We start from the raw sequence: 20656 nt of genomic DNA, 5'->3' as shown, positions 1-20656 counted from the left end.
GTACTTCATTTTTACGAAAGCCCAAAATGGGCAATTGCAAACAATGGTTAACATAAACACAAATAGTTGAACTATTAGTAATGGACATTGTGCAATATAAATAGATGAAATTATAAAACACAACTCATGAAATACGATTTAATCGTTATTGGTTCTGGTCCAGGAGGATATATCGCTGCTATCAGAGCCGCTCAATTAGGTTCTAAAGTTGCTATCATTGAAAAATACTCAACTTTAGGTGGAACTTGTTTAAATGTTGGATGTATTCCTTCAAAAGCTTTATTAGATTCTTCGCACCATTACTATGATGCAGTAAATCATTTCGAAGAGCACGGTATCTCTGTAGAGAAACCTTCTTTTGACTTCGGAAAAATGGTAGCTCGTAAAGCAAATGTAGTAGAAACTACTACAGGAGGTATCAAATATTTAATGGACAAAAATAATATTGAAGTTTACGAAGGTTTAGGATCTTTTGAAGATGCTACGCACGTAAAAATCACTAAAAATGATGGTACTGAAGAAGTAATTGAAGGTACTAACATTATTATAGCTACTGGTTCTAAACCATCTTCTTTACCATTTATTACTATTGATAAAGAGCGTGTAATTACTTCTACAGAAGCTTTAAAACTTCCTGAAGTTCCTAAGCACTTATTAGTTATTGGTGGTGGTGTTATTGGTTTAGAGTTAGGTTCTGTTTACAAGCGTTTAGGTGCTGAGGTAACTGTTATCGAATACGCTCCTACGATTACTCCAACCATGGATAAAGATGTTTCTAAAGAACTGACTAAAGTTTTAAAGAAACAAGGAATGAAAATTAATGCTAGCCACGGAGTTACTTCTGTTGAAAGAAATGGTGACGAGGTTGTAGTAAAAGCTACTAATAAAAAAGGTGAAGAGGTTACTTTCACCGGAGATTACTGTTTAGTTTCTGTAGGTCGTCGTCCGTATACTGAAGGATTAGCTTTAGAAAAAGCGGGTGTAAAAGTTACTGAAAGAGGAATGGTTGAAGTAAATGATCATTTACAGACTAATGTTTCTAACATTTATGCAATTGGTGATGTAGTTCGTGGAGCTATGTTAGCGCATAAAGCAGAAGAAGAAGGTGTTGTGGTTGCTGAATATTTAGCTGGACAAAAACCTCATATTGACTATAACTTAATTCCTGGTATTGTTTACACATGGCCAGAAGTAGCGGCTGTTGGTAAAACTGAACAAGAATTAAAAGATGCTGGTATTGATTATAAGTCTGGAAAATTCTCAATGCGTGCATTAGGACGTTCTCGTGCAAGTGGAGATTTAGACGGATTTGTAAAAGTATTGGCTGATAAAAACACTGATGAAGTATTAGGAGTTCACATGGTAGGTGCTCGTGTTGCTGACTTGATTATGGAAGCAGCTGTAGCAATGGAATACAGAGCTTCTGCGGAAGATTTAGCTCGTATTTGTCATGGACATCCAACCTACTCTGAAGCTGTAAAAGAAGCAGCGAAAGCAGCTTGGGATGGTAAACCATTAAACGCTTAATAAAAAAGCTTTAAACATACTTTAAAAAGCAATCTCGTATGAGGTTGCTTTTTTGTTTTACTTAAATTAACTTCGTTAATATAAAAACAAGAATCATTCTTTTAAAAGTTATAATAAATTTGATATTAGAAACTATTCATAAATATTTAAAATATATTTCTAACGAATGTGACAGACATTTAAGAGATAAAGAGGTTAATTACGATGAAATCAATCAATTGAGTATTGAGCTAGAAAGATTTATTAATATGGTAAACGAAAGTGAACTTTCAAAAGAAACTAAATCTCTAATCAATGAACTTTCATTTGAGACTGACAATAAAAGTATTCGAAAAAGCTGGATTAAAAATTTAATAAATAGTTTGTTATTAAACGATGAATCTCCAACGAATATATCATACTACAACACTCAAAAAACTAGAACAGAAAGTCTCAAAAAGTTGAAAAATGATGTTTTAAATTTAAGTTTGAAATTAAAGATAAAATAACAAATAAAAATCCCGAACTGAATAGTTCGGGATTTTTTTATTGGTATGACGTTATTTCTTATTGAATTCCGTAAAAAGAACTCATGTTATCTTTAATTTCAGACGCTTTTTTAACCGCCTCATACATTTGAAATGTCTTATTCTGTCTTTCAGCAACAATACGCTTTCTATACGTGTCGTAGTTAGGTAATGCTGTTGGCTCTTCTCTCTTTTCTACTACAAAAGCAAATACACCTTTATCTCCTGCAACATTTTTAACCACCTTGTTTTCTTTAGCGTTCATCATTGCTCCTACTACTTTAGGCTCAAATCCTACACCAGAAATTGTTGGTGATTGTAAGTTTACATCGGTTGCTGCTCTCACTGACTGATTCACAGATTTTGCGATTTCTTCTAAAGTAGCTCCGCTCATCTTATCTTCAATCATTTTGGCTTTTCTTTCGTTTGTTAATATAGGACGAACAGAAGTAATTGCCTTATCAACAGGCATTAAACCTTTAGCTGTTTTTGCTGTTAGTACCGCTACAATATATCCTCCTTCAACATCAAAACGCTTGTAACTTCCTTCTTCAGTCTCTGGTTCAAAAGCCCAAGTAATAATTTGTCTTTCGTTACCAACTCCTGGTACGTTTTCATCTAAAGATTTTAATCCTACTGCTGGTAGTGAAGTTAAGTTTTTTTCTTTTACAGCTTCTTCAAAAGCTTTTCCATTAGCTAATTCTAAAGCTAATGTTTCTGCATTTTGGAATACTGCATTCTCCGTTTCTTCTGAAGCTTCTATCTTACGTCCAAAAGTAGCTAACTTCACTACTGGTTGGAAATTCTTTTGCCCATCAATTTTAATTACATGGAACCCAAATTGAGTCTTTACAACCCCCATATCTCCTTCTTTACCTTCAAAAACGAAATCTCTGAATGATGGTACCATTCTATTGTAAGCAAACCAATCGTAAAATCCTCCTTTTTCAGCAGAACCTTGATCAGATGACATTTTTTTAGCTAAATCTGCAAACTTAGATTTATCTGCTTTAACAACAGCTAATAAGCTATCTGCTGTTTTCTTAGCTTCCCCTTCCGTTTGAACAACAGTAGCATCAGCACTAGCAGAACCAACAAAAGGAATTAAAATATGACTTGCTTTCGCAGAGTCTGGTAATTGTTTTACCTCAGTAATTTTAGATAACTTAAAGAATCCTGCATCTTTGTATGGTCCGAATACATCACCTTCATTTCCATTGAAAACCTCTTCTGCAATTACTTGAGGAACTTGTATTTTAAATTTATAACTATTATCTAATCTTAAATCAGAATCATTTTCTTCTAAAAATTCATTGTAGTTAGTAGTATTTTTTAACCCTTTAACTGGAGTGTTATTTACTACAGAATCATCAATTAATTTGGCCACATTAGCCTTAATAGCTTCTTCATCTTTTGCTGAAGGTTCGATATTAAATTTTACAAAGTTAATGTCTCTTGAAGCTTCTACTTGAAAAGCATCTTGATGTTCGTTTATATAATTTTGAATATCGCTTTTCTTTAAAGTTACTAAGCTATCTGCAATTGTTGTATAAGGTACATATACATACCTACCAGATACTTTTGTGTTTTCAGTTAAATATCTAGACTCCCCTTCTTTTAAAGAAGCTCCTAAACCAGCAGCTACTAAGTTGTCGTATGTTGTTTTTTCTATGTTACTTTTAATAGAAGCCATGTAATTTTGCCATGCAGCCCATTCTTGTCCATTTTCTTCTTTTATAGTAGCTAAATGTTCTTTTAACTTGTTTTTATCGAAAATACCTGAAGTTTGGAATCTAGCATCATTTTGAACTACAGGAGTTTCATATAAGGCATTTAAAATATCTACATCTCCTACAGTAATTCCAGCTTCTTCTAATTGTTTTTTGTATATTTTTTGACGGATTAAATTATTCCATACTGCCTTTGCTGCTTGCATCTCAGACATACTATTTCCTGTTTGCGCTTTGTAAGCTTCTAGTGCTTCAGCAAACTCTTGACGAGAAATGGCTTCTCCATTTACTTCACCTATTTCGTTTACTTTACTTGCGCTGAAAAAATCTGATATTGTAGAAGGGTCTAATACAAAAGCAAAAAGTGCTAAACCAATTACAAGAATTAAGAACATTGAACGTTCTCTAATTTTCGATAAAATTGCCATACGTAATTTATTTTATTAACAGTGTGCGAAAATACAATTTCACATTAAATAATGCAATGTTTTTTTACGCTGTTTTTGAGGGAGTTCTAAGTAAAAGAGGCTAGCTTAATCTTCTTTGTAAATTACTTTAAAATAAATTTCATCAATCTTAGTTGCACTTACTTTTAAAATTTTGATTTGGAAATTTTCTATATCTAATACCTCATCTTGTAATGGTATTGTTTCTGTATGGTTTAAAATAAAGCCTCCTAAGGTTTCATAAGCTTCTTCTTTAGGAATTCCTAAACCATATTCTTCATTTAAATAATCTACCTCTAAACGAGCTGAAAAATTAAATTCATACTCACTAATTCGTTCTTCTAATAATTGTTGCGTATCATGTTCATCTTCTATTTCTCCAAATAACTCCTCTACAATATCTTCAACTGTAATAATACCTGAAGTTCCTCCATACTCGTCAACTACAACAGCAATACTTTTACGCTTTTTTATTAAATTATTAAGTACATCATTAATAATCATTGACTCAGGAACAAACTCTACTGGTAACAAAATCGACTTAATAGAACGTGGTTTTTTAAAAAGCTCAAAGGCATTTACATACCCTAAAATATCATCTAATGAATTTTTATAAACCAAGATTTTCGATAACCCAGTTGTAATGAACATTTTTTTGAGATTACTTACCGTTTCGTGTAAATCAACCGCAACAATTTCTGTCCTAGGCACCATAATTTCACGAGATTTAACCTTATGAAACTCTAATGCATTTTGAAATATTTGAATTTCTGAATCAACTTCTTCTTCATCGTTTCCTGAATCTAATTGTTCTAAAATATAATTTCCTAATTCTTCTTTACTAAATTCGGTCTGAATTTCATCTTCTTTTGTTCTAAAAAATACATGTAGAAAAAAATCTGATATTCTGGTAATTACCCATGTAACCCCATAAAAAATAACATAAAAAATATAAGCTGGTAGTGCAAAGAACTTTAGCATTTCGTTTGCATAAATTCTAAAGATAGCTTTTGGCAAAAACTCTGCTGTTACCAATATAATTACAGTCGAAATAAGGGTTTGAGTTAATAAACTTACGTCTGATAACACATAGTTTACAACCGCATAATCTGATGGTAAAAAAGATTGAAACCATTTCATTAACAGCTCTCCCATAAAGTAACTATAAATAACTAAAGCTACATTATTACCTACTAACATAGTGGTAATAAACTTTGAGGATTTTTCAGTTAGCTTAGTTAGAATTTTAGAGAGCAAACCGTCTCCCTTTTTTTCTAACTCTATGTGAAGTTTATTTGCAGATATAAAGGCTATTTCCATCCCAGAAAAAAAGGCTGAAAATAAAATAGAAGTAAGAATTATTAAGAGTTCGGGTTGCATTAACGTTCTTTGTTTCTTTTTTCTACTTTTCTTCTAAAGTGTCGTTTGAAGAAGAAAATTAATATGATAAAGATAGCAAATCCAAACATAATAAATGCTTCTTGTCTGTCTGAATTCCATTTAAAGATTCCTTCAACAAAAAAGATTATTCCTATAATCAAGTATCCGTATTGTAAATATTTCCAAAGTATGTTCATTATATATCTTTTTGTGTAGTTTCTACATCTCCAGTAATATCTTTAGCTATCCATTTAGTTAAGTCTTCGCTCGACTCAAATCCAAAACCATTAATTACAGATTCAGGTGTTGTAAATCGAAAACCGTCTTCTGTAAAAAAATAATGCTCCTTTTGATCCCAAAACAACTGGTTAGTTTCTAATTTTGTTTGATTGCTATGGTTAGTGATAACAACATTACCTCTAATTTCAGATATTTTTGTTTTATTATAGGTTAATGCATAATTACCAGAAATTGTTGTTGAATCTGCTCCTTTTTTTTCTATTGTTACTATTTCTATTCCTTTTGGAAACTCACTGTAAGGGTGTTCTTTTCTATTTGAATAGTCATAAAAAATAGGTGCTTTTGTTTTTGAACTTATTCTTCCAGAATCTTTGTGAACATGATAAATATTTACTGCCGAACCTACTGGTAAATTTTTATCAGCAAGAAAATCTCGCACCTCCTTTTTAGAATTAGTACAAGAAAAAAACATTGCCACCAAATAAATGGTAGCAATGCTATTGTATATATGTTTTGCTCTTTTAAGCATTAACTTCTATTAAGGTACACGAACAGTTTCTCCAATCCAACATCCTACTCTATAACTTGCACCTGAAGACATTCCTTTTTGGAAAATTAACTTTTTAGATGGTACATTTTTTTTGTAACTAGAAATATATCTTCCTGCTCCACATCCTGGATCAACTTTTTGTGCTTTTAAAGCTTTATTTAAGGCTGCTACATATACCATTCTTTTTTCAAACTCGTCGCTACCACATGAATTTGCGCTTCTTTGGTATAAACTTGCAATAAACAAATATGCTTTACCCATATTAGGATTGTATTTCAAAGCTTCGTAAGCTAAAGCTCTTCCTCTACTTCCACCAGCATTTTGGGCTTCTCTTAATTTATACTTAGCTTTTTTAAATGGATCTGTTTCTAAGTCAAATGCTTTTTTTCTCATCTCAGCAGCTCCACCTTTATCTCCATTTTTAGCCAAAACTCCTGCTAAGAAGTTATATGCATCTGCAGACTGTGTTACTTTAGCATACTCGTTTGCTAATTTTTCAAATAAAGGATCTGTTTGACACTCTTTGTTATACATTCTTGATACTGCTCTTTTTAACCAAACACCATCAGTTTTATTTTCTTCAAAATCTCTAGAATAAATAGGTATTAATCTCTCGCAAGTTGCTATCTTAGATATTTTAGCATCTAAACCACCTTCTACTTGACCTAATGAAGAAGAGTTAATAGTATATGCTCTTAAAAGACTCTTTTCTCTTGATGTAATAGTACCCACAGAATCTTTCTCTTGTAACTTTGCTATCTTCTTACTGTAATCTTCCAGCTTTTCATCAACCGATTCCATTACATCATCATAAGTATCAAATACTTTTTGTGGATTTGTATCTTGATACTTATCAGCTATCATTTGGAAGTATCTAAAGATATTTTTTACCCCCATATCTTTAGGAGAAATATCATAAGCCTTTTTTAAGATTTCAAAAACTTCATCATCAGAAGCTAATTTATTATCTATTAAAAACTCAGCGTAATCACTATGCGCTTTTGCTGCCCCTTTCTTTGGATAATTAGCTAATCTTGTTTCATATACTTTTTTAGCTAAAACAGGATCTTTTAAGTTCTCTGCAACTTTTGCTCCATACTTATATATGTTAATAGACAATGTAGCACAGTTATCTAATAAGTATTCTAAATTAGGTTTTGCTTGGTCATATTTTTTAGTTGTAGCATCTCCTTTAAAAAGATTGTATTTAATATGACACTCTTGACTTGCTTGCGCTTTCGCTCCACTTACGGCTACAAACAAAAATAATCCTGTTAGTAAATACGTAATTTTTTTCATCGTTCTCAGTTTATGTTAATCTATTCGTGTTTTTTGGAACCACTTAATACTATTTAAAGATAAACTTAATCTTACATTAAAGTAGTCTTCTTTTATTAAGTTATTGTTAGTAGTACCTCTTTGCCCATACTCAAACCCTATATTAACGTTTGATAGTTGTCTTGGCAACGGTAATCCTAATCCAACATTTATGCCAAAGTCTTTCACAGAAGTAAAATTATCGGTAGTTTTAACTAGCAATCCTGTATCTTCAAAACGCAAACCAGCCCTATAAGTAACTCTATCCCAATAACTTGAAATAGAATTTATTTTCGGTATAAAATATCCTCCTATTGCAAATTTATTTGAATCTTCATATTTATGAGATGATCCATCTGCTATAAAAACACTATTACTTTCTAAAGCTGTTTGAAATTCTTGATTAATTCCTACATACCATTTATTTTCTTTTCCTAAACCAAAACCATAAATACTTTTTAAAGGCATGTTGATATTACCATTTAAAGTTCTATTGAATAGTTCATTTCTAGGAACTTCTTGCCCTGATCCATTAAATGACAATGAATACATTTTCTCAGATCCTTTAGCAGATAAATCTGTAGACAAAATAAATGATGCTCCTGTAGATAGTTGTAGTTTATTTTTAAGTTCTGTTTTATATTGTATACCTAACTTAAACTGTCCTCCTCTTAAATTGAAAGACTCTTCATGTTTAGTTGCTAATGCTACATCTGCTCTTTGATTTAAAACGCTATTATCTATGCTTCCAAAAATAAATCCCGCTTCAGCACCAATAGACAAGCCTTTATAAACATACATACCATAACTAGCATATATCTTATTGGCTCCTCCTTCACCTGTGAATAAAGTAACATTATCAGCATTTTCATCATTTAGCAAAGAGTAGCCTACAGATGAAAAAGGTTGCAAACCAATAGATAAACCTGCATTTTTTCCTACAGGAAAACCTAACGATATATATCTTAAGTTTGTTGAGTTACCTGTTTGAGAAGCATTTTGTTCTTTAACTGTTAAAAAAGTCAAACTACCACCTATTGCGTAGGTTGCTGCTTTTAAATCAGCATTTGAAGCTGGGTTTGTAAAATTTAGGTGATGATAATCTTTCATTGCAACACCTATACCTCCCATAGAAGCTTGTTCTACTGTTACTGCCTCAAAACTCTCACCAATACCAAAATAAGAATAAGGTGATGCACTATTTCTTTGTGCTATTATTACTGATGAAGTAAGTACAAAAACTCCTAATATAAATCTCTTAATCATTCGCTAAATTGTGTATCAAAATAGTATGTAACCCCTCCAAAACAAAATTTGGATGGGCAAATATGACACTTTTTAATTGTTTTGACAAAAAATATGTATCTCCTCCTGTTAAAACTACTGTTAAATGTGGATATTTTTTTTGATATTGTACTATAATCCCGTCTATTTCATTACAAACTCCATTGATAATCCCTGAATGAATTGAACTTTCTGTATCTGTACCAATAAAGTTTTCTAATTCTTTTGCTTTTAATAACGGTAATTTAGAAGTAAAAGTATGTAGTGCCTTATACCTCATAGTTATCCCCGGTGAAATAGCCCCTCCAAGATAATTTCCTTCATCTGTGATAAACTCATATGTTATACAAGTACCAGCATCTAGTACCAATACATTTTTATTTGGATATTTTTTTATCGCTGCTGATGCCAATGCTACCCTGTCTACTCCTAATGTTTTTGGCGTTTTATATAAGTTCTTAAATGGAACTTTGGTATTTGAGTCTAAAAAAACCGGATTCAAAAGTTCAGCTATTTTTTTCGTTTCCTCATCTGTAAAATTAGCTACAGACGATATAATACTATTCGAAATTGAAAAATTTGAAATTATTTTTTTTAGCTCTGAAATTATATTTGTTTTTTCAAAAGTAAAGACTTCTTTAATAGTATCTATTTCAAAAACAGCTACTTTAACTCTTGTATTTCCTACATCTATAATTAGGTACATATTTCATTTCTTAGAGCTTGTAAATTTACGTTACATTTTTTTAAAGTTTTTACTTTGTATAATTAAAAAACGATTGTATATTTGCATCCGCTTAACGAAAGTAGCAACTGGTGCCTTAGCTCAGTTGGTAGAGCAAAGGACTGAAAATCCTTGTGTCCCTGGTTCGATTCCTGGAGGCACCACAATAAAACTAGTAAAATTAGTTGCGAGTTTTATTTTAAAGATGTTACTTTTTAAGTTATGACTGGTGCCTTAGCTCAGTTGGTAGAGCAAAGGACTGAAAATCCTTGTGTCCCTGGTTCGATTCCTGGAGGCACCACGATAAAAACCCGAACAAAATTGTTCGGGTTTTTTAGTTTTAACAATAAATCAAAATGTTCTCATACATTTTTATTTTTAATACAAATTCTTGCAAAATTCTATCATCTAAGAGGTCTTAATATTTATTTCAGTTTCAAAAAATCAGGATATATAAGTAAGACTATGCATCTACCGCTGAACACCTCACTAAACATGATTTATAAATACTTACTTTTTGAAAAAACTTATATATTCTTTAATTTTCTTTAATCGTTTTTGTAATTATATATTTGTTTATTTTTAAATTGGTCATGTTAAAACAAGACCAATAAATACTTAGGAACCTTATCGTATGAAAAGAACAATGAGTCATACTCTTGAGATACTTCTCAGGTAGTCGAGTCTTGATAGTGTGTTAATTAGTAAGGTTAAGGAAGAAGAAAAAATTGCAAGACATAAAAATATTAATCAACTCATTTAGTTTCCAATCTAAATACAGTAAACGCTATGATACTTTAATTAACAAATTAAGCGATATATAACAGTTAATTTAGATTAAGTATTAAACGCTTCAAAAATTGTAATAAATGAGTTAAAACAAAAACAAGAATGAATAACACCAAACCTCGATGGCTACAAGACTTTAGAAGGTTTGTTCCTTTAAAAAGTCAATTTTTTCTTTCGGGTAATATTAAGGATTTTCAGTTACTGGAGAACGATTTTGGCAGCTACAGTTGGCATCGATTAGAAAATGTAATAGATTCTGAATTAAAAAACATAGGGTATACACATGTGGTTTACTATAACCCGTTAAGTGGTTTTGACATTCCCTTTTTTACAGGAAATTCAGATGAAAAAAAAGTGTTTTTTCAAAAACTTCAAATTCCTCTTCAGCAAGAAGGTGTCTATAACGATTTACAAACCTTTAATACGGTACTGCAAAAGATTATTCACTATCCTGATGAACCCATTGGGTTGATTGTCGATTTCGCTTCTCAGTTTTTAATGAATCCTGAAAATTTGGTAAAAGCAGAACACGATTCTTTTAGTATAGCTCATATCTTATCTCAAACCACAGAAACCAAACCTTACGGTAACCCTCCTAATCCGTATTACAACATTGTAATATGGTTAGTTGATAAAGAGGGAGACTTACCCGATTGGATGGTGGTTAACAACCCTAAAATAAGACATATACCTATTGGAAAACCTAATCACATTGCTCGTAGAAGATTGGTTCACCCGATTGTGGAGAGCCTAAGCAAAGATAAAGCTAATGTAGATGCTTTAGTTACTGAATTTGTGGAAGAAACTGAAGGTCTTTTATTGTTAGACTTAGTGGCAATTATAGAACTAGCAAGGTCAGAAAACATACCAATATCTATGATAGCAGATGCAGTACGGCGATACAAAGTAGGTGTAACTGAAGACCCTTGGATGAAAATTCAACGTAGCAAAATTGAAAACGGAGAAGCTTTTATCAAAGAACGTGTTATTGGACAAGATCATTCTGTACAACATATCATGGATATTGTAAAGCGAGCCATCACTGGAGTGGGTAATTCTAAAAGAAATAATCGCCCAAGAGGTGTAGTTTTCTTAGCAGGGCCTACTGGTGTTGGAAAAACTGAATTAGCTAAAACCTTAACCAGTTTATTATTTGGTGATGAAAGTGCCTATATTCGGTTTGATATGTCTGAGTTCAGCGCTGAACATTCCGATCAACGGTTAATCGGTGCTCCTCCAGGATATGTGGGTTACGATGTTGGTGGCGAACTCACCAATGCTATAAGAGAAAAACCATTTAGTGTAGTCTTATTTGACGAAATTGAAAAGGCACACCCTAGAATATTAGATAAATTTCTTCAGATTCTAGATGATGGGGTTCTTACGAGTGGACGAGGAGACACCGTTTATTTCTCTGAGACACTAATAATTTTCACATCAAACCTTGGAATTTATAAAAATTCAACTACTGGTGAACGATTACCAAATGTGACTTATAAAGATAGTTTTGAAACTGTTGAAAAGAAAGTACGACATGAAATTGAGCGCTATTTTAAGTTTGAACTCAATCGACCTGAACTCCTCAATAGAATTGGAGACAACATTATTATTTTTGATTATATACGTAAAGATGTTGGTGAAATGATTTTTGATATGATGATGAAAAATAATATCAAAGGGATTCAAAAACAATTAAATATTACACTAAATATTCACCCCACAGTGATGCAAACATTAAAAGAATTATCTGTTGCTGATTTAAACAATGGTGGTAGAGGCATTAGAAATAAAATTGAGTACCATTTTATCTCACCTTTCTCTAGAGCTTTGTTCTCTTTAAATCCAGACAAGGGAGAAACGGTAGAAGCAACTTCTATTTCTTTTGAAAACCGAAGTACTACCATTCATCTAACTAAAAAATAATTGAATGAAAATAGGAATCTCTCGTTTACACTTTCCAGTAACTACACTTGGTCCAGGGCAAAGAGTTGGCATTTGGTTTCAAGGCTGCTCTCTACATTGTGAAGGATGTATCTCAGCAGATACCTGGCAATTCAAAACCAATTCAATAAATATAGAAGAAGTAAAAAATCTATTAAAAAAGTGGCTTCCAACATGCGATGGAATTACTATTTCCGGCGGAGAACCCTTTGATCAAGAACCTGCTTTACAAAATTTGCTAAAATTTCTTAAACCTTATAAACTTTCCTTGTTAGTTTACAGTGGATACTCTTTCCAAGAATTAAAATATAAAAAAGTTGTTCAGGAGAAATTAATCGATGTGTTAATTTCTGAACCTTATGACTATACAAAAGCCCAAACCCGAGCTTTATTAGGAAGTGACAATCAACAAATTCATTTTCTTACTAATTTAGGAGCGCAAAGCTTTGCTAAATATTTAAACAAAAAACCCGAAAGTAAATTAGACATTCAGTTTAATAATGAGACTCTTTGGATGGCAGGCATACCTATTAATGGAATGAATAAAATAACTGAAAGTTTTCGACAAAACAACGTTGAAACAACCAATACTCAAGCGGTGATAAAGCAACATAAGAAATGAAACACATACGACTTTGTCCTGCATGTAATACTGAACGACCAGTAACCGAAATGTATTGCCAAAACATAATCAGTAATTCAACATGTAGTTGGTTATTAATGAATGTACCCCAAACTCCAGTAGGCGGTCGAATCGAAATTCATCCTGAAGCTGAAGAATCAATCAAACGCCTTTGTGAAAACGGGCATGAAGTTGGAGAAGACGATTTTATGTGCATGGAATGTGGTGCTGACATTCAAGAATTAACAATTAAAGAAGAAGCCCTCAAGAAAATTGATGCATACACCATTATTGAACCTATCGAGATTTCAGGAGCTACCAAAGAATGTTTTTTAGTTAAAGACACTAATGAAAAACACTTTTTTTTAACTTACTATCATGAAAATTCTGAGCCTGATAAAACAATTTATGATGTACTGCACCGAGCAGATGTTGATCATATTGCTAGATTAGTAAAAACAGGTTATTGGAACAATCGATTTTTTGAAGTTTCTGAGCATATCGAAGGAGGATCACTCAATGATTTAGGATATATAAAAGAAAACAGACTCGAAACTTTAGTAAACGAAATCGGTCGAGCACTACGAGATTTCTCAGAAGCTGGTTTTAGACATCGTAATTTATGTCCTAAAAACATTCTAATCCGTGATAATGAAACCTTCGATTTGGTAATTATCGATTACAGTTCTGCAAGGTTATCAGATTATGATCTTGATACCGATACCCCTATACAATTAACTCGGTATACAGCTCCGGAAGCTATCATTGGCGGAGTAAGTCCTGCCTCGGATTGGTGGAGTTTAGGAATGATAGTTTTAGAGCAAATTACCAAAGGAGCGTTCTTTGAAAACATTAATGACAAGGCGTTCATGATCCATTTGGTAACCAGAGGCGTTCAAATTCCAGAAGGTATTGATGAACGTATACTTTTATTGCTAAAAGGCTTGTTATGTAGAGACCCTCTTAAACGTTGGCGCTGGGAACAAGTAGAAAAATGGCTGAATAAAGAATATGTTGCTCCTCCTATAGAAGCTACTTCGGGGACTGATCAAAAAAAGGAAAAAACCATCCAACTTGGAGATACAACTTACACCAATGTAAGCTATTTTGCACTTGCGGCAGCAGAGGAAAATAATTGGAAAAAAAGTTTGACCTTATTTACTTCTGGTGAAATTTCAAATTGGGTAAAAGAAATCCTTGGAGAAGGAAAAATAGCTGCTACTATTAGAAACTTACGCTCTAAAGAAGATATCGATTTGGAGTGGAGGTTTTCCTTAGCTTTAATGCACCTCAATGAAGCTTTACCACTTACTTGGCGAGGACAAATTATTATTCCTGCATGGTTACTTGGCAATCCAACACTCGCTTCAGAGCTTATAGAAGGAAACATTCCTGATTATTTAAACACACTTTCACGTGAAAAATGGTTGGTTAACCTCAAGAGTAGAAAACAAAATGTTTTGCAAAAAGCAAAGAGTTTAGGTATTGAATTGGATAATGACAAGCTCAAGATTAATACACTAAGTACTTCTAGGGTACGATTAAAATCTGAATTGAATCTGTTACGTCAAATTTATCCTGATGCCAAAAACATCAGTTTATCTGATTTAATGGGAGACATCCGACTTAGTGAAGAAGATTTGATACTTATTTTAAGCGCTCAACAAGATCAATTTATCTCCTTAAATCAATTAGTAAAAGAAGCTACTAATTTGGCAAGAGAAATAAAAATTGAATCTAATGAAAGTTTTTTTAGAGAAACTCTAATAAAATCCAGACTAGAAATTTACGAATCTCTACACGAGCTTTTAGAAGGGTTTTCACTAAGTGATAACAATAACTTAAATCGTTGGGCAGATCGTTTCAGGATAGAAAGACGATTACCCATATTGCAATCAATTTTATGTTTATCTATTCCCAAAGATAAATGGATTACACCACCAAAGCATGAATATGCTTCTAGTTTATTAAACTTTTTTGAAAAAAAGATTATTCATACTTCCTCTAGAGGTCCTTTAGTTAGATTAGTTATTTCTAAACATTCACCTCGTTTAGATTTAAAGACATTAGGAACCTCATTAAAACCTTCAGAAAAAATACTCAATAGTATTATTAATCGCTCATCTAGTACGGAAAAAATAGATCCATTAAGTTTCAGCCAAAACCCATTACTTAGTTACCGAACAAGGAGGTTAGTTTTAAGAACAGCAAACTTTAAACGCGATACCGGTTTAGACTCTTTATATTTAGGGTTTCCGTTCCTAATTAGTCAGTTCAAAAAAAATAATCGTCCCCGAATATTACCTATTATTTTATGGCCAATTACACTGGAATTTAAATACCGATCAAACCCTACACTAAAAATTGGTTTCGACAAAGTTCGTGAAGAAATTCGACTAAACCCAGCTCTTTCAAGCTCCTTAGAACCTGAAAATTACAAAAGAATAACACAAATTTATAATGAGGTTTTAAGTAGGCAATCTCTAAGTGTTTCTGAGGTTATCGATGCCTTCGGTTCATTTGTAAAACACAAAACTTCAAAACTTGTTACTCATCCTGAAGTTACTTACATGATGGAAGATATAGGTCTTGAACTACATAGCTCTGGAGTAATTTTTAATGCCAATTTTACAGGTCAATCAATTAGTGAAGATTTGCGTTTACTTCAAAAATTACCACATTCGGGAACAGCTATGGAACCAATTTTAAAAATAAGCACGCCACAAACACCCGAATATAAGCCCATACAATCAGAAAATAATCGATTTACTGTCGTTAATGTAGATCCTTCACAAGAACACGCAGTAATGCATAGTCGATTAAAACCAGGTATTGTCATTGAAGGTCCACCTGGAACAGGGAAAAGCCAGACGATTGTTAATATTATTTCCGATTGTATTGGTAGAAAGGAAAAAGTATTAGTAGTCTCTCAAAAAAGAGCAGCAATTCAGGTAATTATGAAACGGTTAGAGGCTGTAGGTCTAGAAAAAAGAGCTCTTTCTATCACTGATATTGCTAAAGATAGACAAGAAATTATTCGAAGTATTCGTGAACAGGTTTCTTTCGATTTAAACAAATCTGAGCAACAAAATATTCTTGAAAAAATCACATTCAAGCGAAATAACTTGGCAAAACAAATTGATAGAATCGAATCGAAATTGAATATAATTTCTAAAGAGATTCATGTACTGGACGATCAAGCAGGCGCAAGTTATCGAAACATTTTATCTGAACTCATTGAAATTCAACATAGTGATTATATTGATATTCCTGAAGCCCGAAATTTTCTAGAAAATACTTCAGCAGATGATTTGAACATTCTTGAAACGGAAATCAGTACGTTAATGCGTGAATGGGTGCCTTCAAAATATGAAAATAATGCGCTTTCCAATTTAAAAATAACACAATATGATGACGCAACAAAAAAAGCAATTAAGCAAGATATAGAGCTTTTTAATGAGATTGAAGAAAAAAGAGTAGATTGTATAAAACAAACCACAGGAGTCTATGATAATGAACACGCTCAATTTTATAAAGCATGGCTGTATAAAAACGAACAAAAACTCCTAAATATTACTGATACAGAAGCTAAAAATGCTAAAATTTGGCTTGATTTTATTTGGGATGAATTCAATGAAAAGTCCATTGGTGACGATATTCTTGATGAACTAAAACAATTACTATCAGACCTCAAAATACTGATTTTCAAATACAAAAAAATCTATTTTTCGAGTTGGTTAATACAAACTGATAATGAAATCCTAGAAGAAGTAATTCGAGCTTGTGACAGCTATCTAAATACATCCATTTTTAAGTTTCTTAATCCTTTAACATGGAAACATCAATTTCTATTGAAGAAAGTCTTAAAAGAACTTGAACTTCACTCCAATAAAGAAAATATAAAACTATTAAAAACAAATTCTGAGTACGAAATTACTTTTAGAGCTTACCGAAATCACTTTAATGATATATTAATAAAGTTAAACAATACAGTAGAAACCATTACAAACCCTAAGTTTCTTGCTGTGAAAATTAGTGATAAAATCAGCGAACTATTAGACACGATTGTTTTAGTAAAAGCATTAAAAAAATGCCCTTTAAAAGATGAAGCTAAAAAAGTTTTAAAATCCGGAAAAGAATCTGAATTTCAAAATTTCATAAAAGAATTAAGCAGTGCTAGTAATCGTTTTGAAAAAAGACAAGAATCCTACGAAAAACTAACTGACTTAAAACAATGGTTAATAGATTCTAGTTTTAATTTTTTCCATTCAAACATAAAAAATAACAATACCGATTTATCTGTCATTCAAAAAATGTCCCAAGACATAAACCACTTTATTCCATATCAAAAATTTAGGATAAGACTAGGAGATAAACTTCAAGAAGACAAAACATTACAACTTTTAGCAATTTTTAGGAATTACGAAAATAAAATTACTCAATACACCTCTGAACGTTGGCCTAAAATTATCCAAAAAACAATACGACGAGAAGGTTTATTGGGTTGGAAACAACGTATTGAAAAAGAAACACCAGCCTTACTAATGGCTGATAGTGAAATTGACCAAAATGTACGATTGTTAGAAAATAGTTTAGCTGAAATAAAAACATTAAACAAAGAACTACTTAACTTAAACTATGACTTTGAAAAAATTGGCTCAAAGTCACAATGGCATGGTATTACACGTCTACGAGGGCAGAACTATAAAAAACTACGAGAATTTATTCATTTAGGCAACAATTTAGGCTTAATGAATATTCGTCCAATTTGGTTGATGAGCCCAGAGGTAGTTTCACAAGCTTTACCTTTACAAGCGGGATTGTTTGATGTAGTAATTTTTGATGAAGCTTCTCAAATGTTAATTGATCATTCAATCCCTTCACTTTATCGTGCAAAACGTGTAATTGTAAGTGGTGATGAAAAGCAAATGCCTCCGGCAAACTTCTTTGGTCATAAAATGGATGATGACGAAAGTGAAGGCATAAATATCGAACTCAGTGAGGATAATTCCGAAGAAGAATTAACTCTATATGAAGAGGCTTGGAATAAAAAAGAAGTCAAAGATTGTCCAGATTTATTAACATTAGCCAAAACGGTTCTTCCCACCACAACACTTCAAATTCATTACCGTTCTCAATACAAAGCACTTATCAACTTTTCTAACCATGCCTTTTATGCTGGTCAATTACATATTCCTGCTTATCATCCTAAAAACGAAATTAAAAAAGTAAAACCTCTAGAAGTCATTCGAGTTAATGGTGTTTATAATGAACAAACCAACGAAACTGAAGCTGAAGTGCTAATTGAATACTTATATAACCACTGGCAATTAACTGAAAATGAAATTTTAAGTACAGGTATTGTAACCTTCAATAAAAAACAAGCAGATCTTATTGAAGATAAAATTGAAGAAAAAGCGCTTTCAGATGATGCTTTTATGGAAGTTTTAAATCGTGAACGTAACAAACAACAAGAAGGAGAAGCCATGGGCTTTTTTGTTAAGAATGTAGAGAATGTTCAAGGAGATGAACGTGATATGATTTTATTTAGCACTACATTTGGTTTTAATAAACAAGGAGTTTTCCGCCGCAATTTTGGAGCTTTAGGGCATCGTGGTGGAGAAAGAAGACTCAATGTAGCTATTACAAGAGCAAGACATAAAGTAGTTATTGCCACCTCAATGCCCATCAAAGATATTTCTGATATGCTTTCTACAGGACGATCTCCATCAAAACCAAGAGATTATATTCAGGGCTATTTGAAATATACCGAAACACATTTTAGTAATCAAATAGAGGTTGCTAATCAATCGTTAAAAAGGCTTTCATCAAGAAAAATAGAAGAAAGTAAAACACTAAATAACGATGGTTTTAAAAATACTGTTAGAAATTACATTCACAGCTTGGGTTATGAAACCGTGGAAAATAATGATAACAATGTTTTTTATTTAGATTTAGCCATTGAAGATAAAAACACAGGACGATTTGTTATTGGAATTGAATGTGATGTACCTCAAAACTCATTACTTAAAGATGCAAGACATCGTGAAATATGGCGCCCATTGATTTTAAAAAAATCGATTCCTCATATACATAGAACTACCTCTTATAAGTGGTTACAAGATACAGATAATGAAAAATTAAGGCTGAAACACGCCATACAAAATGCTTTAAACAACACACCATGAGCGGACCAAAAGTTGTACGAATCGTTACCCCAGCTGAGCGAAAATTGATAAAGAAAAGGTGGTTAACTAGATTAAAAAACAAAATAGAACACGTGAAGGCTTATGCCATCAAACATAATATGTTTACAGAAGAACTTCAAGGTGCTTTGGATGAAACATTGGAGTATTACCAAAATATTTCAGAAGATGATTATAGAAAAATAGAGCGAGAAGTTTCGGGACAAATCGAGTTTCTAGATAAGGAAAAAAAGAATTTGGTAAAAAAAGTAGTTAAAATTAGGACTTCTAAATGGGAATCTTTTAAGAACCTAAAGAGTACACATAACGAATTACGCTTTTTACTTAAAAACAAAAGCATTGATTTCCAAGATTTCGACACTCCTTCAAATATAAATGAAATAGAAGAATATCGTGAAAAAGTAGATTATTTGTATAGCCTTTTAAAAGAAGCTTCTTTTAATTCTCAAACACTGACAAATGAACAAAAAGCAATTCAAGAACGATTATCTTCTGGTGACAGTTTGCTGTCTGTACAAAAATGGCGTTCCAATCGTCCTAAAGTAATTTCCAGACTAAAAAAATTGGAAAACGCGTTAAAGGAAATGTATATTTCTGAAATTCCTCAGAACAAAATACACGAATTTATGAATCGTTGTGCCGAATTAGAAGAAGAAGCTCCTAATTACGATTTGTTATTGGATTCATTAACTATTCAGGTAGCCGAGTTCAGTAAAAATCAATTGGCATTACGGGAAGCTAAAGAAAAGCTCAAAACAGCCATTGACCAATTAGAATCTTTAGAATTGAATCTGAGTTTTATTGATAAATGGATAGCCTTACTTAATTCAGATAATCTAAATGATGTAAAAGATGCCTTAGAAAAAGCCAAATACTTGTATACTGAAGTTTCGGAGAAAATCATTATTGAAACTCGACGAAAGGCTATTAAAAAGGCATTACAAAATGCAGGTTATGAAGTTAATGACACAATGGAAACTGCATGGGTTGAAAATGGGAGCTTAGTGGTAAAAAAAGCTAAAAATTCGTTATATGGTGTAGAGTTTATGAGTCCCAAAAACCTAAGCCGCATTCAAGCACGAGTTGTTGCCGATAAAAATAGAAATAATGAACGAAGTCCAAATCTAGACAAAAATCAGGAAGAAATTTGGTGTGATGAATTTTACGATATTAAAACTATTTTAGAAAGCCAAAATTTATCTATTGTTGTGGATAAAGCAGAAGAAGCAGGTGCAGTAAAAATGAAAGAAATTGCTCTAGGTAATGATTATGTAAAAAGAGAAAATCAATCCAAGAAAAGAAAAAATGTTTAAATTCAATACAAAAATATGTATAACTACATACCACTATAGACAGTATCTTATTGTAAGGTAGCTATGAAAACAACTCTATAT

At 32.1% G+C, this 20656-nt stretch carries 13 protein-coding genes and 2 tRNA genes; 8 read left to right on the top strand and 7 right to left on the bottom strand.

What is annotated here, in order from left to right; all coding sequences use genetic code 11:
- The first annotated feature begins 126 nt into the window (after positions 1 to 126).
- Entirely contained in the window at positions 127 to 1527 is a 1401-nt protein-coding gene (gene lpdA, locus D6200_RS14075; protein ID WP_073181729.1) for a dihydrolipoyl dehydrogenase, read from the top strand.
- Between the two features lie 119 nt (positions 1528 to 1646).
- Entirely contained in the window at positions 1647 to 2015 is a 369-nt protein-coding gene (locus tag D6200_RS14070; protein ID WP_073181731.1) for a hypothetical protein, read from the top strand.
- A 58-nt stretch (positions 2016 to 2073) separates the two neighbouring features.
- On the opposite strand, the gene D6200_RS14065 is transcribed toward D6200_RS14070, so the two are convergent.
- From D6200_RS14065 to D6200_RS14035, 7 genes are all read right to left on the bottom strand, one after another.
- The gene (locus tag D6200_RS14065) at positions 2074 to 4191 is read right to left on the bottom strand and encodes a peptidylprolyl isomerase (protein WP_073181733.1); all 2118 of its coding nucleotides are present in this window, start codon (positions 4189 to 4191) and stop codon (positions 2074 to 2076) included.
- A 105-nt stretch (positions 4192 to 4296) separates the two neighbouring features.
- A complete protein-coding gene (locus D6200_RS14060; RefSeq protein ID WP_073181736.1) occupies positions 4297 to 5589 on the bottom strand; it encodes a hemolysin family protein in 1293 nt (430 codons plus the stop codon).
- Positions 5589 to 5786 carry a hypothetical protein gene (locus tag D6200_RS14055; RefSeq protein WP_047788525.1) on the bottom strand — a complete coding sequence of 66 codons (198 nt, stop codon included), beginning with the start codon at positions 5784 to 5786 and terminating at the stop codon, positions 5589 to 5591. The genes D6200_RS14060 and D6200_RS14055 overlap by 1 nt, the downstream gene beginning before the upstream one ends.
- Positions 5786 to 6358, bottom strand: coding sequence for an LPS export ABC transporter periplasmic protein LptC (gene lptC, locus D6200_RS14050; RefSeq protein ID WP_047788526.1), 573 nt, complete (start codon positions 6356 to 6358; stop codon positions 5786 to 5788). Before lptC ends, D6200_RS14055 begins: the two co-directional genes overlap by 1 nt.
- Positions 6359 to 6367: 9 nt before the next feature.
- Entirely contained in the window at positions 6368 to 7678 is a 1311-nt protein-coding gene (locus D6200_RS14045; RefSeq protein ID WP_047788527.1) for a hypothetical protein, read from the bottom strand.
- Between the two features lie 15 nt (positions 7679 to 7693).
- Positions 7694 to 8962, bottom strand: coding sequence for a hypothetical protein (locus D6200_RS14040; RefSeq protein ID WP_073181738.1), 1269 nt, complete (start codon positions 8960 to 8962; stop codon positions 7694 to 7696).
- On the bottom strand, positions 8955 to 9686 hold the full coding sequence (locus D6200_RS14035; RefSeq protein WP_047788529.1) for a type III pantothenate kinase: 732 nt from the start codon (positions 9684 to 9686) through the stop codon (positions 8955 to 8957). The genes D6200_RS14040 and D6200_RS14035 overlap by 8 nt, the downstream gene beginning before the upstream one ends.
- A 109-nt stretch (positions 9687 to 9795) precedes the next feature.
- On the opposite strand from D6200_RS14035, the gene D6200_RS14030 reads away from it, so the two are divergent.
- The 6 genes from D6200_RS14030 to D6200_RS14005 all read left to right on the top strand — a co-directional run bounded on the left by D6200_RS14030 (position 9796) and on the right by D6200_RS14005 (position 20575).
- Positions 9796 to 9868, top strand: a tRNA-Phe gene (locus D6200_RS14030).
- A 64-nt stretch (positions 9869 to 9932) separates the two neighbouring features.
- A tRNA-Phe gene (locus D6200_RS14025) sits at positions 9933 to 10005 on the top strand.
- 590 nt (positions 10006 to 10595) lie between these two features.
- The gene (locus D6200_RS14020) at positions 10596 to 12416 is read left to right on the top strand and encodes an AAA family ATPase (RefSeq protein ID WP_073181740.1); all 1821 of its coding nucleotides are present in this window, start codon (positions 10596 to 10598) and stop codon (positions 12414 to 12416) included.
- 4 nt (positions 12417 to 12420) lie between these two features.
- A complete protein-coding gene (locus tag D6200_RS14015; protein WP_073181742.1) occupies positions 12421 to 13056 on the top strand; it encodes a 4Fe-4S single cluster domain-containing protein in 636 nt (211 codons plus the stop codon).
- The gene (locus D6200_RS14010) at positions 13053 to 19244 is read left to right on the top strand and encodes a protein kinase domain-containing protein (RefSeq protein WP_073181744.1); all 6192 of its coding nucleotides are present in this window, start codon (positions 13053 to 13055) and stop codon (positions 19242 to 19244) included. The genes D6200_RS14015 and D6200_RS14010 overlap by 4 nt, the downstream gene beginning before the upstream one ends.
- Positions 19241 to 20575, top strand: coding sequence for a hypothetical protein (locus tag D6200_RS14005; protein ID WP_073181746.1), 1335 nt, complete (start codon positions 19241 to 19243; stop codon positions 20573 to 20575). The genes D6200_RS14010 and D6200_RS14005 overlap by 4 nt, the downstream gene beginning before the upstream one ends.
- Positions 20576 to 20656: the final 81 nt, after the last annotated feature.

It is taken from the genome of Tenacibaculum mesophilum (assembly GCF_003867075.1).
In the GTDB taxonomy this organism is placed as follows: domain Bacteria; phylum Bacteroidota; class Bacteroidia; order Flavobacteriales; family Flavobacteriaceae; genus Polaribacter; species Polaribacter mesophilus.
The sequence above is the reverse complement of the archived record's forward strand: the minus strand, read 5'-3'. Positions and strand labels throughout refer to the sequence as shown.